This is a genomic window from Micromonospora sp. WMMD723, assembly GCF_049863385.1.
GTDB lineage: Bacteria > Actinomycetota > Actinomycetes > Mycobacteriales > Micromonosporaceae > Micromonospora > Micromonospora wenchangensis.
In genome coordinates, this window is record NZ_JBMKNR010000001.1 from 5809084 (window position 1) to 5824973 (window position 15890).

The window sequence follows — 15890 nt, forward strand, 5'->3', positions numbered from 1 at the left end:
ACCTACGCCCGGAACAGGTGCCGACGGATCGCCGCCACATTCCCGAAGATCCGCACCCCCAACACGACCACCACACCCGTGGACAACTGCCCACCCACCCCCAACTGGTCACCCAGATACACGATCAGACCCGCCACCAACACGTTCGAGATGAACGACACCACGAACTGCTTGTCGTCGAAGATCCGGTCGAGCTTCGCCCGAACCCCACCGAACACGGCGTCCAGCGCGGCCACCACAGCGATCGGCAGGTACGGCTGCAACGCCGCCGGCACCGTCGGATCGAGATAGATCCCCAGCACCACACCGGCGAGCAACGCCAGCACCGCGATCATCGGACACCTCCGGAGGGACGGGAAGACGAACCCGGACCGGACGACCCGGCACCGGACGAACCGACAGCACCCGAACCCGCCGGCGACGGACTCGGACTGACCGACGGCTGCGCGTAGCGTAGCCGTGGCTCCGGCGCGGCCGGCAACGTGAGGTCCTCCGCCCGGCGCACCTCGAACGACAACCCGGTGTCCCGGGCCACCCGACGCATCAGATACGCCGACCGGCTGTCGTCGAACCGGTCCCGCAACGACCGCGGCCCGATCGCCGACACCTCGTACGGGCTGGTCACCGGACGGAAGTCGACCAGGATCGCCGCCCCCGCCGAACGGATCGTCGACGTCGCCGTCAACCGCTGCCCGTTGATCGCGATCGCCTCCGCGCCCGCGGCCCACAGGTCGTTGGCGACCTTCTGCAGATCCGAATAGATCACCCGCGACGGACCCGCCGACGAGTCACCGTTGACCGCGCCGCCGTCCTGCACCGCGGCGTCGGTCAACGTCACCACCACCCCGTCACCCCGCACCCGGCCCAGCCCCGTACCCGCCTCCAGGTTGCGCAACCGGGCCGCCTGCGAACCACTCAACGCCGCGTCCCGCTGCCGACCGACCTCCTCACGCAACCGCGCCGCCCGCGCCGTCATCGCGTCGGTCTCCGCCTCCCGCTGCTTGATCTGCGCGATCAACGCGGCCCGCGCCTGACTGCGACTCGGCTCGTCGGCCATCGTCTCCCGGTACGCCACCGCGAACAGGAACCCCACCGCGGCGACCACCACGACCGCCACCGCCCGCGCGGACGCCCCCCGCCACCCGGAACCCGACGCCGGGTCCCGCCGCCGCCGGGCCGCCGCGTCGGCGTAACCCGGGTCCAACGGGTTCTGGAACAGTTCGGTGAGGAAGTCCGGGGTGAACAACCGCGTCGGACGCTTCGACCCGTCCCCCGGCGCGCTCACGCGGCGACCCCCCGCCGGACCGCGCGGACCAGCCGGGCCGCCTGCACCACGTACATCGCGCCGGCCACCCAGTACAGCACCAGACCCCACCAGGCCAGCCCCCAGCCGATGGCCGCGGCGGTCGTCGCCGTCACCGACGTGGTCGCCGCCGCCAGCAGCAGGACCGGGAACGCGGCCAACAGCAGGAAGGTGGCGGTCTTGCCGACGTAGTGCACCGGCGGCGGCCCGTACCCGTGCCGGCGCAGCACCGCCAACGAACCGAGCAACAGCACCTCCCGGGCCAGCAGCGCCGCCGTGAACTGCCACGGCACCACCTCCCGGGCGGTGAAGGCGAGCAGCGTGGCGAGGATGTAGAGCCGGTCGGCCAGCGGGTCGAGCAGCTCGCCCAGACGGCTGACCTGCCCGAGGCGGCGGGCGATCCAGCCGTCCACCCAGTCGGAGGTGCCGCCGATGGCGAGCACCACGATCGCCGCCACGTCCGCCTCCACGACCAGGAACAACCAGAGGAACAGGGGTACGCCGAGCAGCCGGACGAAGCTGATCAGGTTCGGCAACGTCAGCACCCGGTCGGCGGCGTCACCGCCCGGTCCGCGCGGATGCTCTGCCCGAGCCCGACGTGACACCGAACCTCCCCCCGCAGCACGGTCCGGGTGCCCGGGTGGGCACCACGGTCAGCCGTGCGCTTACCGGACCGGCGCTCGCCGGTGTCTCGGTGATCCCGGGCCGGGACCTCCCCCTGGTGTGGTCCGGGGCGCTCGGCACCCCGGACCGGCAGCCACTATATCGGGCGCGGACGGCTGCCCCGGTGGGGCGCGCGTTCCTTGGGGTGGTCCGGCGGTGTGTGTGGTGCGTCACCACCGCTAAGGCATCCTAGGACACTAGTGGACGATGGGGGGAACGGTTCACGCGGTGCGGGCGGGGGTGTCGGGCTGGGCGGTGGGCGTGCCCGCAGCCGCCGCCTGCCCGAACGCCAACAGCGCCAGCAGCAGCTCGTGCTGGACCCGCGGTGGCATCCGGTCCAGCACCGCCTGCACCGCCCGGTGCCGACGCTCCCGCAGCTCGGTCAGCAGGCTCACCGCCGCAGCGGTGAGCACCAACCGCACCTCCCGCCGGTCCCGGGGGTCCGGGGTCCGACGCAGCAACCCGGTCGCCTCCAGCCGGTCACAGAGCCGGCTGGCCGACGAGGGCACCACGTCGAGCAGCTCGGCCAGCCCGTTGACGTTCGTCTCCGGCCGGTCCCGGATCAGCGCCAGCACCCGCAGCTGGGTCGGCGGGACCGCCACCTGGTGACGGGAGGTGGCGGAATCGAGCACGCCGACGAGCGCCTCAGCCGCGGCATCGATCGCCGCAGCAAGATCCGGAGGTCGCTCCACCCGCTGTCCCCTGCGATTGTCCGCTGTCGTAAGTCGCTGACGGCCGATCACCGTTCGCGCCGCCCGCCCGGCCCGCACCAGTCCAGGCACACGACAACGGCGTCGTCACGTAGATCAGTGTCGGCATGATAGGCGAACAGCTCGCGCATCACCGTACCAACCGCCTCCGTCGCCGGTTGCAGCCGAGTCGACCGCATCGACCGGGCCATCGCCCGCTCACCGTAGGCCTCCTGACCGCCCGGCTGCGCGTCGTACACGCCGTCGCTGACCACGAAGAGCCGGTCACCGGGCAGTACGTCGAACTCCTGCACCGTGTAGCGGGTCTCGGCGAACATGCCCAACGGCAACTGCTGCTCCAGGGCGATCCGCTCGACAGTGGTCCCCCGCAGCCGCAGCACCCGCGGCGAACCGGCGTCCACCGCCCGCGCCCGGCCGGTGGCGGTGTCCACCGACAACAGCAGCGTCGCCACGTGCCGCTGCCCCCGGTGCTGGTAGAACAGCGTGTCCGAGGCCAACTCGGCCTGCTCCACCAGCCCGCCGCCCGAGCGGCGCGCGTTGCGGATGGCGTTCACGGTGAGCGCGGTGAGCATCGCCGCCGACAGGCCCGTGCCGGCGCCGTTGAGGACGGTGAGGGTGAGCCGCCCCGGGTCGACCGACCAGTCGAAGTGGTCACCGCCCACCGAGTACGCCGGTTCGAGCTGCCCGGCCAGCAGGAACGCCTCGTGCGTGACGCTGCGCCCCGGTAGCAGGTCCCACTGCATCTCCGCGGCCATGCTCAGTCGCTCCCGACGCCGTGTCCGCCGGTACCTGTCGGTCTCCCGGTCGGCCGCCCGCAACGTGGTCGCCAGGTCGACGCCCAGGTCGACGATCAGCTCCACCGTCGGATCGTCCGGGCTGACGGCCAGCTCGACCAGGAACACCCCCAGCCGCTCCCCCCGGGTGGTCAGCGGCACCCAGACCCGACAGCATCCGCCGTCGGACGGCTCGCGCACCGGTTGCTGGCTTGAGAAACAGCGTTGGGCGGCGCTCCGGCCGGTGAGCGACCCGGCGGACGCCTCCGGATCGAGCACCGACCACAACCCGCTGATCCGGTAGTCGGCCAGGAACGCGTCGACCCGCACCGCGGCCAACTCCGACCGCAGCGCCCGATCGGCGGCCTCCACCACCTGGTCGGGCGGGGCCTCACGTAGCGCGCGCGACATCGCTGCGAGCGCGTCCGGCATGGTTTTGTCCTCCGAGATTCTTGCTACAGAGCAAGCATCATACGGAGCGGCCGGTCCACCCCCACCCGGGGCACCGGGCGACCCGGGAGGAACCGGCGGCGGTATCGGCCCGCCGGCCCCCACCAGCCGCGATACTGACCCGGGCAGGAGGTGCGCACGGTGGACTCGACGGACGACGCTGCGATCGTGGTGGGCGTGGACGGCTCCGAGCCGGCACTGCGCGCCGTCCGGCTGGCCGCGACCGAGGCGGCCCGCCAGCGCCGACCGCTGCGGGTGGTGCACGGCTTCATCTGGCCGCTGCTGCACACCCCGGTCGACCCGGTCGCCGCCGACCCGCCCGGCGGCGGGCTGCGCCGCACCGCCCAGGACCTGGTCGAGGCGGCGGTGGCGCAGGCCCGCGCGGTCAGCCCCGGCCTCCGGGTCACCGGGGAGATCATCGACGGTGAGGCGTCGGCGGTGCTGCTCGGCACCTCCCCCGCCGCGGCGATGATCGTGCTCGGCGACCGGGGTCTCGGTGGTTTCGGCGCCCTGGTGGTCGGCTCGGTGGCGATCCAGGTCAGCACCCACGCCGACTGCCCGGTGCTGGTCGCCCGGGGCACCCCGACCGACGACGGCCCGGTGGTGGTCGGGGTCGACGGGTCGGCGGCCTCCCGCGCCGCGGTGGACTTCGCCGCCGCGCAGGCCGCCGGGCGTGGGGTCCGGTTGCGGGCCGTGCACGCCTACACCCATCCGGCCTCCGCCGGCCCCGGTGACTTCCAACCCCTGGTGTACGACGAGGCCCGGCTGCGCGACGAGGAGGACGACGTGCTCGCCGCAAGCCTCGCCGGGCTCGCCGACCGCCACCCCGACCTGCCGGTCGACCGGGAGCCCGTACGCGCCCGCCCGGTCGCCGCCCTCACCGAGGCGTCCCGCCGGGCCCAACTGGTCGTGGTCGGCGGCCGGGGCCACGGCGAACTGGCCGGGCTGCTGCTCGGCTCGGTCGGCCACGGGGTGCTGCACCGCAGCGTCTGCCCGGTGGCGGTGGTACGGGAGCCGGCGACCGACCGGTAGGCCACCCTCCGGCACCCGGTGGGGGGGCGGTTGGCCGGGCCGGGGACGGGTAGTCGGCGCGGGTACCGCAGGCGGACCACCGAGGAGGCGACATGCCAGGACCACGGCCGGGAAGCAACGCGTACGACAAGGAACGGGCGCGGCTGCGCGACCTGATCGAACAGTCGGGACGCGCGTCGGACCAGGAGGCCAACCAGGTCGCCAACCGGATCCTCCAGGAGGACCGGGGCCAGCGCGGCATGGTCCGGGGTGAGCGGGCCTACGGCCCCAAGGGCGAACGCGGACCCGGCGACCCGAAGTGAGCGGCCGGGCCGACGCTCCCCACAGGGGCGTCGGCCCGGCCGTCGCTCACGCCGCCCGGCGGTCATGCGGCGGCGCGGTCAGCGGCGGTCGCTGTCGTCGTCGGCGGTCGACGCGCCCGGACCGTACGGGGACGCCTGGCCGCGGGGTGTCGGGCGGCCCCGGTCCCCCGCCGAGCTGCCGGGGTTGGCCGGGTGACCGGTCGCGCCGGGCCCCTTGCTGTCCTGCACGGTCGGGTTCTTCCCGTTGCGGCGCATCTCGGGCTGCTGCACGTTCGTCACGGGTGTCTCCTTCCGGGTGGACGGGCACGGCTGCTCCGCGCCCGTCGTCGGGTTACCCGCCAGCACGGTGCGCATGCGGACCGCCTCGCCTGAGCAGGGCTGAGCGGCGCCAGGACGGGTAGTACCGGGTGATGGGAGACGACCGACGGGTGGCCCGGACGCTGCTGGCCCGCCAGGGCAGCACCTACGCCGAGGACGCCGGCATCACGCTGGCCGACCGGCCCGGTCCGCTCTACCAACTGCTGGTGCTGACCACGTTGCTGAGCACCCGGATCCGGGCCCAGGTGGCGGTGGCCGCCGCCCGCGAACTGTTCGCCGCCGGCTGGCGTACCCCGCAGGCGATGGAGGCGTCGGGCTGGCAGGACCGGGTCGACGCGCTGGGACGCGGCCACTACCGCCGCTACGACGAGCGGACCGCGACCATGTTGGGCACCGGTGCCCGGCTGTGCCTGGACCGCTGGCACGGTGACCTGCGGCGGATGCACCGGGAGACCGGGGGCGAACCGGCGGCGCTGCGGCGACGGCTGACCGAGTTCCCCGGGATCGGCCCGACCGGGGCGGACATCTTCCTGCGGGAGGTGCAGACGGTCTGGCCGGACGTCCGCCCGTACGCCGACCGGCGCACCCTGGCCGGGGCGAAACGCCTCGGCCTCCCGGCCGATCCGCACGGGCTGGCCGGGCTGGTCGCCGCGCCGGACTTCGGCCGGCTCGCGTCGGCGCTGGTGCGGGTGGCCCTCGGTGAGGAGTCGGCGGGCGAGGTGACCCGCACCGCCGCCCGCTAGGGGGACGGTCGGTCAGTCGACCGGCTTGTTGCCCGCCGGCCTGGTCAGGTACCACACCAGCAGGGCCGCCAGCAGGGCCAGCAGCACCACACCGCCGGAGACCCCGCCACCGTCCTCGGTGGAACGGTGCCCGGTCACCCCGAAGTAGAACACCGCGAGGCCGGCGAGCACCGCCAGAAACGTCCGTATTCCTCGGTCCTTCACGCCCCGCACCGTAAGCGCGTCCCCGGCGCGCAGGCCGACGTTCCGGGCGGATTCCCCCGTCCGGGCGACGCTCCCGGTCAGACCGTCTCCAGGTCGTCCAGGGAGATGGCGTGGGTCATCAACCAGCGGGCCAGCGCCGCCATGCCGAACAACCACAGCGGGGCCGACTCGGTGGGGCCGTTGGTGGCGAAGATGGCGAACCGCAGGTCCGGCACCCGGTACGCCTCGATCCGCCAGCGATGGTTCCGGTCCCGCCAGACCGCCGAAGGGTCCATGGCGTCACGGTAGGCGACCCCGGACCGGGCCGAGGGCTGTTCGCCGGCACCGCGAACCGGAAACACCTGCCGGTCAACCGCAGCCGACGACCATCCGGGCGTCGTCGGGCAGCCGTCGGGTCACCCCACGCCGGTCCAGCAGCTCCAGCAGCGGCACCGCCACCCGACGGGTGGTGTCCAGGGCCTGCCGGGCGGCGCTGAGCGTGAACGGCTGCGGCAGCCGGGCGAGCACCCGTACCGCGTCGTCGGCGGCGTCGGGCAGCAGCACCACGTTCTCCGCCAGCCGCAGCAGCGCGCCGGCCCGTACGGCGGCGCCCACCTCCCGGGGGCCCAGACCCAGCGCGGTGAGCCGGTCGGCCTCCGGCGCGCGGAACGGATGGGCGGCGTACTCGCCCCGGACCCGGTCGATCGCGCGGGCCACCGGCTCGGGCAGCCCGGGGACGCCGGTGCCGATCCGGCCGGCCCGCAGCGTCAACGGCGGCCGGACCAGCGCCTCCACCAGGGCCCGGTCGGGCAGGCCGAGACGCTGCCGCACCGCCTCGGTCGGGGCGTCGGGCTCCAGCGGGTGCGCGGCCGCCCAGGCGGCCACCTCCTCGACCAGCCGCTCCCTGAGCCACCGCCAGTGCGCCGGGTCGGCCAGCCAGTCCCCGACGACCGGGGTCGCGTCGCCGGTGACGCCCATCCGGGTCAGCTCGGCGGCCCGCACGAGCCGGCGGCGACGCAGCTCCCCGGCCAGGTCGGGACGCCCGTCCAGGTCGGCCAGGACGGCGGCGCGGGCGGCGGCGGCACCCCGGCGGGACAGCGGCGGCGGAGCCACGTCCAGCACCGTCACCCCGCCGCAGACGTGGTGCCGACCCGGGTCACGCAGCAACGCCCGGTCCCCGGTCAGCAGCGGCAGCGGCCGGGCCAGCCGCAACCGTACGGTGTCGCCGCCCAACGGCCGGACCCGGACGGCAACGGCCGCCGACCCGACGTGCAGGGTCAGCGTCGCCGGCAGGTCACCTGCCGGATCACCGGCCAGCCGCACGTCGACCAGGTCGGTCCGGTGGAACCGGTCGGGGGTGAGCAGCGCGTCGCCGCGCCCGAGCCGCTCCCGGGGCACCCCGCGCAGGTTGACCGCCACCCGGGCGACCGCGGCGACCCGGGACGCGGGCGTCCCGAGCCGGTGCAGGCCCCGCACCCGGACCGGTTCGCCGGTGGTGGCGAGCGTCAACCGGTCGCCGACGCGCAGTTCACCTCCGCCGAGGGTGCCGGTGACGACGGTGCCGCTGCCCCGGATGGTGAACGCCCTGTCGATCCACAGCCGCACCGGCCGGTCCGTGTCCGGCGCGGGCAGCCGGGCGACCAGCCGGTCCAGGGCGGCGCGCAGCTCCGGCAGGCCGACGCCGGTGACCGCGCTGACCGCCACCGACTCCACCGCGCCGAGCGACGTCGCCGCGAGCCGCGCGTGGGCCTGTGCCGTCGCCGGCCCCGGATCGGCCAGGTCCGCCCGGGTCACCACCAGCAGCCCGTGGGACACCCCGAGGGCGTGCAGGGCGGCCAGGTGTTCGGCCGACTGCGGCATCCACCCCTCGTCGGAGGCGACCACCACCAGGGCGGCCGGCACCGGCCCCACCCCGGCGAGCATGTTCGGCACGAACCGTTCGTGCCCCGGCACGTCGACGAAGGCGACCTGGTCGCCGCCGGGCAGGGTGGTCCAGGCGAAGCCGAGGTCGATGGTCATCCCCCGGCGGCGTTCCTCGGCCCACCGGTCCGGTTCCATCCCGGTCAACGCCCGGACCAGGGTGGACTTGCCGTGGTCGACGTGCCCGGCGGTGGCGACGACGTGCATCTCAGTCGACCGTCCGCAGCACCGCGTCGCGCAGCGTGTCGTCGGCGTCGGCGGACACGCAGCGCAGGTCCAGCAGCAGCCGGCCCCGGACCACCCGGCCGAGCACCGGCGGGTCGCCCTCCCGGAGGGCGGCGGCGTACCGTTCGGGCAGGGCCAGTGCCCAGGAGTCCAGCTCGACGCCCGGGGCACCGCCCCCGCCGACCACGGCGACGCTGGGCACCACCTCGGCCTTGCGCCCCTCGGCACCGAGGGCGTCGCGCAACCGTTCGCAGCGGTCCCGCAGCACGGCCGGGTCGGCGTGCAGGGCGTCGCGGGTCGGGGTGCTCGGCCCGTGCAGGGTGGCCGCCAACGCGGCGAGGGTCAGCTTGTCGACCCGCAGCGCCCGCGCCAGCGGATGCCGACGCAACCGGTCGACCAGGTCGGCGTCGCCGAGCAGCAACCCGGCCTGCGGGCCGCCGAGAAGCTTGTCGCCGCTGGCGGTGACCAGGTGGGCTCCGGCCCGCAGGGTGCTCGCCGCGTCCGGCTCGGCCGGCAGCAGCGGGTCGGCGGTGAGCAGGCCGGAGCCGATGTCGGCGACCACCGGCACGCCGAGGGTGGCCAGGTCGTCGACGCCGACGGCGGAGGTGAAGCCGGTGACGACGAAGTTGGACGGGTGCACCTTCAGCACGAAACCGGTGTCCGAGCCGAGCGCCCGGGCGTAGTCGTCGCGGGTGGTGCGGTTGGTGGTGCCGACCTCGCGCAGCCGGGCGCCGGTGCTGGCCAGCAGGTCGGGCAGGCGGAACCCGTCGCCGATCTCCACCAGCTCACCCCGGCTGACCACGATCTCCCGGCCGGCGGCCAGCGCGGTCGCGGCGAGCACCAGGGCCGCCGCCCCGTTGTTGACCACGTGCACGGCGGCGGCGTCGGGCACCGCGGCGGCCAGCGCGGCCAGCGCCTCCCGGCCACGGCGGGCGCGCCGGCCGGTGCCCAGGTCCAGCTCCACGTCGGTGCTGCCGGCGGCGGCGACCAGCGCGTCGACGGCGGCCGGGGACAGCACGGCCCGACCGAGGTTGGTGTGCAGCACCACCCCGGTGGCGTTGAGCACCGCCCGGGGGTTCGGGGCGGGCAGCGCGGCGAGGGCGGCGTCGCGGACCTGCTCGGGGCCGATCTCACCGTGCCGGACCCGCTGCTGGGCGTCGGCGACGGCGGCCTTGACCCGGGCCCGGCCGAGGGTCGCCACCGCTGCGGCCAGCGCCGGATCGGCCAGCACCGCGTCGGTGCGGGGCACCCGCCGACGCGGATCGACCGCCTCACCCATGCGTCGTCATCTCCCCCGCGGACCGTTTGGCGGAGACGGACGGGAATCGAACCCGCCTGGCCCGGGTCCCGGACCACACCAGCTTTGAAGGCTGGGAGGGGCACCAGCCGCCTGAACGCCTCCGCCCCCGAGTCAACCACAGGGCCGTGGCGGTGGCGCGGCGAGGTGTCAGACCTGCCCGGCCTCGCGGCGACGGATCCGTTCCCGCTGCGGCAGCACCGTGTACCTCGGGTCCCGTGCCGAGGCCACCCCGCCGTGGAAGATGCCGAACCGGGTGGCCACCGACGCGGCCAGCAGCGCCGTACCGGACAGCGCGGACAGCACCCGGCTGCGTCGCCCGGCCAGCGCCCCGACCACCCCGGCGGCGGTGAGCAGGCGACCGGCGCGCAGCAGCCGACCCGCCGTACCGAGCCGGTAGGGCTCACTGAGCAGCCCCAGCCGGGTCTCCACCGAGTGCGCGCCCCACAGTTCCAGGGCCGCCCCGGCTACCGCCATCCGCCGGGCCGGGCCGGCCTGGGCGCAGGGCGCGGCCAGCAGCCCGACACCGGCGCCGCTGGCCAGGGCGCTGCCCGCGAAGATGGTCGGCAGCTCCGGGTACGCCTCGTGCCAGGACGGCACCGCCGTGCCGGCCAACAGCACCCCGGTGTACGTGGCCAGCGCCGGCGCGACGGCGGCGGCGGCCAACCCGGCGACCTGCCCGGCCGGCGGCAGCAGCCGACGCACCGGGGCGAACACGCCGCGTGCCGGTAGCAGCGGTGCGCCCTCGGCGACGGCGGCCAACCCGGCGGCCGGGCCGTACGCGGTGAGGATCCAGGTGCCCACCGACATCGGCGAGGTCGGTTTCGCCACCCGCAGCATGTGGTGGAAGCGCGCCGGCCGCCCGAGGTCGTGGATCAGGAAGTAGGCGCTGGCGGTGACCGCGCCCAACGCGGTGACCCGACCCGCCCGGCGCAGCGCCGGCCGGCCGGTGAGCTGCCCTCCGGCGGCCAGCAGCGACGACCCGGCGGCCAACCCACCGGTGAACAGGTACGCGGCGATGTCCCACCGCCACACCGGGGCCTTGAGGATCGGCCGGCCGTAGTAGGAGGTGAACTCCGCCTCCGGGACGCGCAGCTCCTCGCCGCCGCGCCCACCCCGGCCACGCCGCCGCCTCGCCACCGGTGCAACGTCCCGGGGCGGTACGACGACCGGTGCGTCGGCAGCGCCCACCGCACCGGTCGGGCCCGCAGCGTCGATCGGGCCGACGCCGACCTTCGGGCCGTGGCCGAGCCGCGCCGAGGAACGCTGCGGCCGGAACACACCGTCGGCGGCGAGCCGGGCGCGGAAGCCCCGGAACCGCTCCCCCACCGGAACCCGGCCGGCGGTCACGACGACCCCCCGACGAACGCGGCGACGGCCGCCGCCGTCATCGCCAGCGCGGCAAGCCCCGCCCGCCGCCACATCCTCGGCAGGTCCCGGGTGGTGACCACCGGGTCCGGGGGCAGCCCGTACACCTCGGGCTCGTCGAGGAGGAGGAAGAACGCGCCGTCGCCGCCGACACCGTCGGTCGGGTCGTGGCCGTAGAGCCGGGCCTGCGGCACACCCCGTTCGTGCAGCGTGGCGACCCGCTGCGCGGCCCGCTCCCGCAGCTCGTCGAGGGGGCCGTACTGGATGGACTCGGTCGGGCACGCCTGGGCGCAGGCCGGGGTCATGCCCGCGCCGAGCCGGTCGTAGCACAGCGTGCACTTCCACGCCCGGCCGTCGCCCCGGCGCTGGTCGATCACCCCGTACGGGCAGGCGGAGATGCAGTAACCGCAGCCGTTGCAGATGTCCTCCTGCACCACGACGGTGCCGAACTCGGTGCGGAACAGCGACCCGGTGGGGCAGACGTCCAGGCAGGCGGCGTGGGTGCAGTGCTTGCAGACGTCCGACATCATCAACCAGCGGAAGTCGGTGCGGGTCTCGGCCCCCGTGCCCCGGCCGGGCGGTGCGGCCCCCGGCATCCCGAGGAACCGGGTGCCCGTGCCGTCCGGGGCGACTGGCGACCCGGCGTCGGCCATCCGGGCGGCGGCGTCACCCGGCGGGACGCCCGGGTTCGTGCCGCTGGCGCTGCCGGTGCCGGCGGCCACCGCCGCCGACGTGGCGCCCGCCGAGCCGCCGGTCGGGTTCCCGGCGAAGGTCGCCGTACGGTGCCCGGCCGGCACCGGCTGCTCGATGAAGGCCACGTGCCGCCAGGAGTTCGCGGTCAACGCGCCGGTGTTGTCGTACGACATGCCGAGCAGGTCGAAGCCGGACTCGGGGACGGCGTTCCACTCCTTGCAGGCCACCTCGCACGCCTTGCAGCCGATGCAGACGCTGGTGTCGGTGAAGAACCCCATCCGGGGCCCGGCAGCCGTCCAGCCCGCGTCCGGGGCCGGATCGAGCGGGCCGTAGAGGCTGTTGGCGTCAGGCATGGTCGGCGCCCTTCTCCCGTGGGCCGTCGTCGCTTCGACCGGCCGGTCGCAGCACCGGGGTCGTCACCGTCGGCGGGCGTTCGCCGGGCACGATCCCGGCCCGTCGACGGTAGTCCTCGACCAGGTCCCGCAACGCCGGGCCGGTCGGTCGCCGGCCCGGCCGGACGTCACAGGTGCCGACCTTGCTCTCCTGGATGAGCACGTTCGGGTCCAGGGTGATGCCGAACAGGTCGTTGGCCGAGTCGCCGGTGACCAGGCCCTCGTAGCCGAAGTGGTACGGCAGCCAGAGCTGGTGGATGATCCGACCGTCCACCCGCAACGGGGTGAGCCGGTCGGTGACCAGCACCTTCGCCTCGATCACCGCACGCCCGCTGATCAGGTGCGCCCAACCGAGATGGGTCAGGCCCGCCTCGGCGGCCAACTCCGGGGACACCTCCACGAACATCTCCGGTTGCAGCTCGGCCAGCGGACGCACCGTGCGGCTCATCGCCCCGGCCGTGTGGTGCTCGGTGAGCCGGCTGACCGTGAACACGTACGGGAAGACCTGGCTGTGCTCCTGCGGCGGGCTCGGGTTCACCGAGTTCACCGGGTGGGCGTACACCTTGCGGGTCGGGTTGGCCTGCTGGCCGTAGAGCGGGTTGCGCATCGGCGACTCCGCCGGCTCGTAGTGCGTCGGCAGCGGACCGTCGAGCACCCCGCTCGGCGCGTACAGCCAGCCCTTGCCGTCGGCCTGCATGATGAACGGGTCGTCGCCGGCCAGCGCCGCCGGCCCGGACGCCCCCTGCGGCGGGCGGTACCCCGGCGGTTTCGTCTTCTCGAAGTCCGGCACGTCGTAGCCGGTCCACTCGCCGGCCTGCGGGTCCCACCAGACGTACTTCTTGCGCTCGCTCCACGGTCGGCCCTGCGGGTCGGCCGACGCCCGGTTGTAGAGGATGCGCCGGTTCGCCGGCCACGCCCAGCCCCACTGCGCGGCCACCCAGTCCTGTTCGTGCCGGGACCGGCGGCGGGCGGCCTGGTTGACGCCGTCGGCGTAGACGCCGGAGTAGATCCAGCAGCCGACGGCGGTGCTGCCGTCGTCCTTCGCCTCGGTGAACGAGGACAGCGGGCGGCCGGTGGACACGTCGTAGCCGTTGATCTCGCGCAGCACCGCCTCGGCGCTCGGCTCGTCGTGCGGGCCGTGGGTGGGGTAGTCCCAGGCCAGGTCGAGCAGGGCACGGTCGCGGCGGTGCGGGGAACCGGCCAACCTCTCCCGCAGCCGCCGCCCCAGGTGGTAGAAGAACCACAGCTCGGAGCGGGCGTCGCCCGGCGGTTCGACGGCCTTCTCCCGCCACTGCAACAGCCGCTGGGTCTGGGTGAAGGTGCCCTCCTTCTCCACGTGCGAGGCCGCCGGCAGGAAGAACACCTCGGTGCGGCACTCCGCCGGGACGATCTCGCCGGTGGCCACCTCGGGGCCGTTCTTCCAGAACGTGGCGCTCTCGATCATGAACAGGTCGCGGACCACCAGCCAGTCCAGGTTGGCCATGCCGAGGCGCTGCGCCCGCCCGTGCGCCGAGCCGACCGCCGGGTTCTGGCCGAGCAGGAAGTATCCCCTGATCTTGCCGTCGATCATGTTCAGCACCTGCTGGTAGGTGCCGTGGTCGCCGGTCATCCGGGGCAGGTGGTCGTAGCAGAAGTCGTTGTCCGGGGTCGCCGCGTCCCCCCAGTACGCCTTGAGCAGGCTCGCCGCGTACGCCCGCGCGTTGCCCCAGAAGCCCTTCTGGCCGGGGTGACGGATGCTGTCCACCCACTCGTCGAACGTCGGGTGGTCGGCGTGGTGCGGCATCGGCAGGTAACCGGGCAGCAGGTTGAACAGCGTCGGGATGTCCGTGGAGCCCTGGATGCTGGCGTGCCCGCGCAACGCCAGGATGCCGCCGCCCGGCCGGCCCATGTTGCCCAGCAGCAACTGGATGATCGCCCCGGTGCGGATGTACTGCACACCGACGCTGTGCTGGGTCCAGCCCACCGAGTAGACCAGCGCGCCGGTGCGGTCCCGGCCCGAGTTCTCCGTCCAGGCGCGGGCCAGCTCCAGGAACTTCTCCGCAGGGATGCCGCAGACCCGCTCCACCATCTCGGGGGTGTAGCGGGCGAAGTGCCGGCGCAGGATCTGGTAGACGCAGCGCGGATGCTGGAGCGTCTCGTCCCGCTGGACCCGCCCGTCCACCTCCGCACCGTGCGACTCGTGCCGCAGGCCGGCCGCGCTGTCGCGTTCCTTGGCGGTGTGCCCGCTGCCGGAGTCCCCCTCGTGCCCGGCGTACTGCCAGCTGGTCTGCACGTAGCTGTCGGTGTTCGGGTCGTAGCCGGAGAACAGGCCGTCGCCGTCCTCGGTGTCGGCGAACTGCTCGCTGACGATCGTCGCCGCGTTCGTGTACGCCAGCACGTACTCCCGGAAGTCCAGCTCGTTGTCCAGGATGTAGTGGACCACGCCACCGAGCAGGGCGATGTCGGTGCCCGCCCGGATCGGCAGGTACGAGTCGGCCACCGCGCTGGTGCGGGTGAACCGGGGATCGACGTGGAAGACCTTCGCGCCGCGCCGCTTAGCCTCCATGACCCACTGGAAGCCCACCGGATGGGCCTCGGCCATGTTCGACCCCTGGATGACGATGACGTCAGCGTTGGCGAGGTCCTGTTGGAAGTCCGTCGCGCCACCGCGACCGAAGCTGGCCCCCAGACCGGGGACGGTGGCGGAGTGTCAAATGCGGGCCTGGTTCTCGATCTGGAGCGCCCCCATCGCCGTGAACAGCTTCTTGATGAGGTAGTTCTCCTCGTTGTCCAGCGTCGCCCCGCCCAGGCTGGAGATACCCAGCGTGCGGTGCAGCGGCCGGCCGTCGCTGTCGACGTCCTCCCAGGTCTGCTCGCGGGCGGCGAGGACCCGGTCGGCGATCATGTCCAGCGCGGTGTCGAGGTCGAGATCCTCCCACTCGGTGGAATACGGACGCCGGTAGCGGACCGTGGTCTGCCGCAGCGGGCTGGTGACCAGGCTCCTGCTGGCCGAGCCCTTCGGGCAGAGCCGCCCCCGGGAGATCGGGCTGTCCGGGTCGCCCTCGATCTGGGTGACCCGGTCGTCGGAGACGTACACCCGCTGCCCGCAGCCGACCGCGCAGTACGGACAGACCGAACGGGCCACCCGGTCGGCGGTCCCGGTGCGGGCGGTCAGCCCGGCGGAACGCTCCGACTGTGCCGCCGCGCCCCGGCCGAGCGGGTCGGTGCCGGTGAGCTGCCGGTAGACCGGCCAGCCCGCGATGAACGTCCGCAGACCCACCGCGCACCTCCCTCCCGGGCATGATCCGACCTACTGAACATAGGCCAGCGGAGCGGAGGATGCGACCCGGGTGGGGATCTCCGTGCACGGATACGGCGTTGCCCCCGACCGGCCCGGTCGGGGGCAACGCCGTATCACGGTGGCGGAGCGCCGGTGTGCATGTCGCCTCTCGGCGCGTGGCGCAACGCGGCTCCAGCCGAACGGAACTCCGCGACGGCAATTCAGGTGAGGCCCGGGGACACTGGACACACCGACGCTC

16 protein-coding genes and 1 tRNA gene are annotated in these 15890 nt (G+C 74.4%); 3 read left to right on the forward strand and 14 right to left on the reverse strand.

Annotated features, from left to right (window positions below; translation table 11 throughout):
- Positions 1-2: 2 nt before the first annotated feature.
- From ACN261_RS25200 to ACN261_RS25220, 5 genes are all read right to left on the reverse strand, one after another.
- Complete coding sequence (locus tag ACN261_RS25200) at positions 3-335, reverse strand: small basic family protein (RefSeq protein WP_067311500.1); 333 nt, start codon at positions 333-335, stop codon at positions 3-5.
- Complete coding sequence (locus ACN261_RS25205; protein WP_425852479.1) at positions 332-1285, reverse strand: DUF881 domain-containing protein; 954 nt, start codon at positions 1283-1285, stop codon at positions 332-334. The genes ACN261_RS25200 and ACN261_RS25205 overlap by 4 nt, the downstream gene beginning before the upstream one ends.
- On the reverse strand, positions 1282-1908 hold the full coding sequence (locus ACN261_RS25210; RefSeq protein ID WP_421482134.1) for a CDP-alcohol phosphatidyltransferase family protein: 627 nt from the start codon (positions 1906-1908) through the stop codon (positions 1282-1284). The genes ACN261_RS25205 and ACN261_RS25210 overlap by 4 nt, the downstream gene beginning before the upstream one ends.
- Before the next feature lie 279 nt (positions 1909-2187).
- The gene (locus ACN261_RS25215; RefSeq protein ID WP_421482135.1) at positions 2188-2658 is read right to left on the reverse strand and encodes a MarR family transcriptional regulator; all 471 of its coding nucleotides are present in this window, start codon (positions 2656-2658) and stop codon (positions 2188-2190) included.
- Between the two features lie 47 nt (positions 2659-2705).
- A complete protein-coding gene (locus ACN261_RS25220) occupies positions 2706-3881 on the reverse strand; it encodes a PP2C family protein-serine/threonine phosphatase (RefSeq protein ID WP_421482136.1) in 1176 nt (391 codons plus the stop codon).
- A 159-nt stretch (positions 3882-4040) separates the two neighbouring features.
- Here ACN261_RS25220 and ACN261_RS25225 point away from each other — a divergent pair, with 159 nt between their 5' ends.
- Positions 4041-4931: a universal stress protein gene (locus ACN261_RS25225; RefSeq protein ID WP_421482137.1), complete on the forward strand. Its 891-nt coding sequence runs from the start codon at positions 4041-4043 to the stop codon at positions 4929-4931.
- Between the two features lie 92 nt (positions 4932-5023).
- Entirely contained in the window at positions 5024-5233 is a 210-nt protein-coding gene (locus tag ACN261_RS25230) for a phosphatidylethanolamine-binding protein (RefSeq protein WP_145919976.1), read from the forward strand.
- Between the two features lie 78 nt (positions 5234-5311).
- Here the strand turns inward: ACN261_RS25230 and ACN261_RS25235 are convergent, their stop codons facing one another.
- Positions 5312-5512, reverse strand: coding sequence for a hypothetical protein (locus ACN261_RS25235; protein WP_421482138.1), 201 nt, complete (start codon positions 5510-5512; stop codon positions 5312-5314).
- A gap of 131 nt (positions 5513-5643) precedes the next feature.
- Here ACN261_RS25235 and ACN261_RS25240 point away from each other — a divergent pair, with 131 nt between their 5' ends.
- Complete coding sequence (locus tag ACN261_RS25240; protein WP_425852483.1) at positions 5644-6294, forward strand: hypothetical protein; 651 nt, start codon at positions 5644-5646, stop codon at positions 6292-6294.
- Positions 6295-6306: 12 nt separating this feature from the next.
- Here ACN261_RS25240 and ACN261_RS25245 read toward each other — a convergent pair whose 3' ends face one another.
- From ACN261_RS25245 to fdh, 8 genes are all read right to left on the reverse strand, one after another.
- Positions 6307-6471, reverse strand: coding sequence for an amidophosphoribosyltransferase (locus tag ACN261_RS25245; RefSeq protein WP_421486820.1), 165 nt, complete (start codon positions 6469-6471; stop codon positions 6307-6309).
- 104 nt (positions 6472-6575) lie between these two features.
- Positions 6576-6773: a hypothetical protein gene (locus tag ACN261_RS25250; protein ID WP_421482141.1), complete on the reverse strand. Its 198-nt coding sequence runs from the start codon at positions 6771-6773 to the stop codon at positions 6576-6578.
- Between the two features lie 73 nt (positions 6774-6846).
- Positions 6847-8604 (reverse strand): selenocysteine-specific translation elongation factor, encoded by a 1758-nt coding sequence (gene selB / locus ACN261_RS25255; protein ID WP_425852484.1) that lies wholly within the window; start codon positions 8602-8604, stop codon positions 6847-6849.
- 1 nt (position 8605) lies between these two features.
- A complete protein-coding gene (gene selA / locus ACN261_RS25260) occupies positions 8606-9901 on the reverse strand; it encodes an L-seryl-tRNA(Sec) selenium transferase (protein ID WP_425852485.1) in 1296 nt (431 codons plus the stop codon).
- Between the two features lie 27 nt (positions 9902-9928).
- A tRNA-Sec gene (locus tag ACN261_RS25265) sits at positions 9929-10024 on the reverse strand.
- Positions 10025-10069: 45 nt separating this feature from the next.
- Positions 10070-11269, reverse strand: a complete 1200-nt coding sequence (gene nrfD / locus ACN261_RS25270; protein WP_421482144.1) for an NrfD/PsrC family molybdoenzyme membrane anchor subunit — start codon at positions 11267-11269, stop codon at positions 10070-10072.
- Positions 11266-12333, reverse strand: a complete 1068-nt coding sequence (locus tag ACN261_RS25275; RefSeq protein ID WP_425852487.1) for a 4Fe-4S dicluster domain-containing protein — start codon at positions 12331-12333, stop codon at positions 11266-11268. Before ACN261_RS25275 ends, nrfD begins: the two co-directional genes overlap by 4 nt.
- On the reverse strand, positions 12326-15631 hold the full coding sequence (fdh, locus tag ACN261_RS25280) for a formate dehydrogenase (RefSeq protein ID WP_425852488.1): 3306 nt from the start codon (positions 15629-15631) through the stop codon (positions 12326-12328). Before fdh ends, ACN261_RS25275 begins: the two co-directional genes overlap by 8 nt.
- Positions 15632-15890 lie beyond the last annotated feature (259 nt).

What these genes read in the sequence shown, in the direction of transcription:
- ACN261_RS25200 (WP_067311500.1), bottom strand. Translation starts at nt 335, where the DNA reads ATGATCGCGGTGCTGGCGTTGCTCGCCGGTGTGGTGCTGGGGATCTAT.
- ACN261_RS25220 (WP_421482136.1), bottom strand. Translation starts at nt 3,881, where the DNA reads ATGCCGGACGCGCTCGCAGCGATGTCGCGCGCGCTACGTGAGGCCCCG.
- ACN261_RS25230 (WP_145919976.1), top strand. Translation starts at nt 5,024, where the DNA reads ATGCCAGGACCACGGCCGGGAAGCAACGCGTACGACAAGGAACGGGCG.
- ACN261_RS25240 (WP_425852483.1), top strand. Translation starts at nt 5,644, where the DNA reads ATGGGAGACGACCGACGGGTGGCCCGGACGCTGCTGGCCCGCCAGGGC.
- ACN261_RS25250 (WP_421482141.1), bottom strand. Translation starts at nt 6,773, where the DNA reads ATGGACCCTTCGGCGGTCTGGCGGGACCGGAACCATCGCTGGCGGATC.
- selB (WP_425852484.1), bottom strand. Translation starts at nt 8,604, where the DNA reads ATGCACGTCGTCGCCACCGCCGGGCACGTCGACCACGGCAAGTCCACC.
- selA (WP_425852485.1), bottom strand. Translation starts at nt 9,901, where the DNA reads ATGGGTGAGGCGGTCGATCCGCGTCGGCGGGTGCCCCGCACCGACGCG.
- ACN261_RS25275 (WP_425852487.1), bottom strand. Translation starts at nt 12,333, where the DNA reads ATGCCTGACGCCAACAGCCTCTACGGCCCGCTCGATCCGGCCCCGGAC.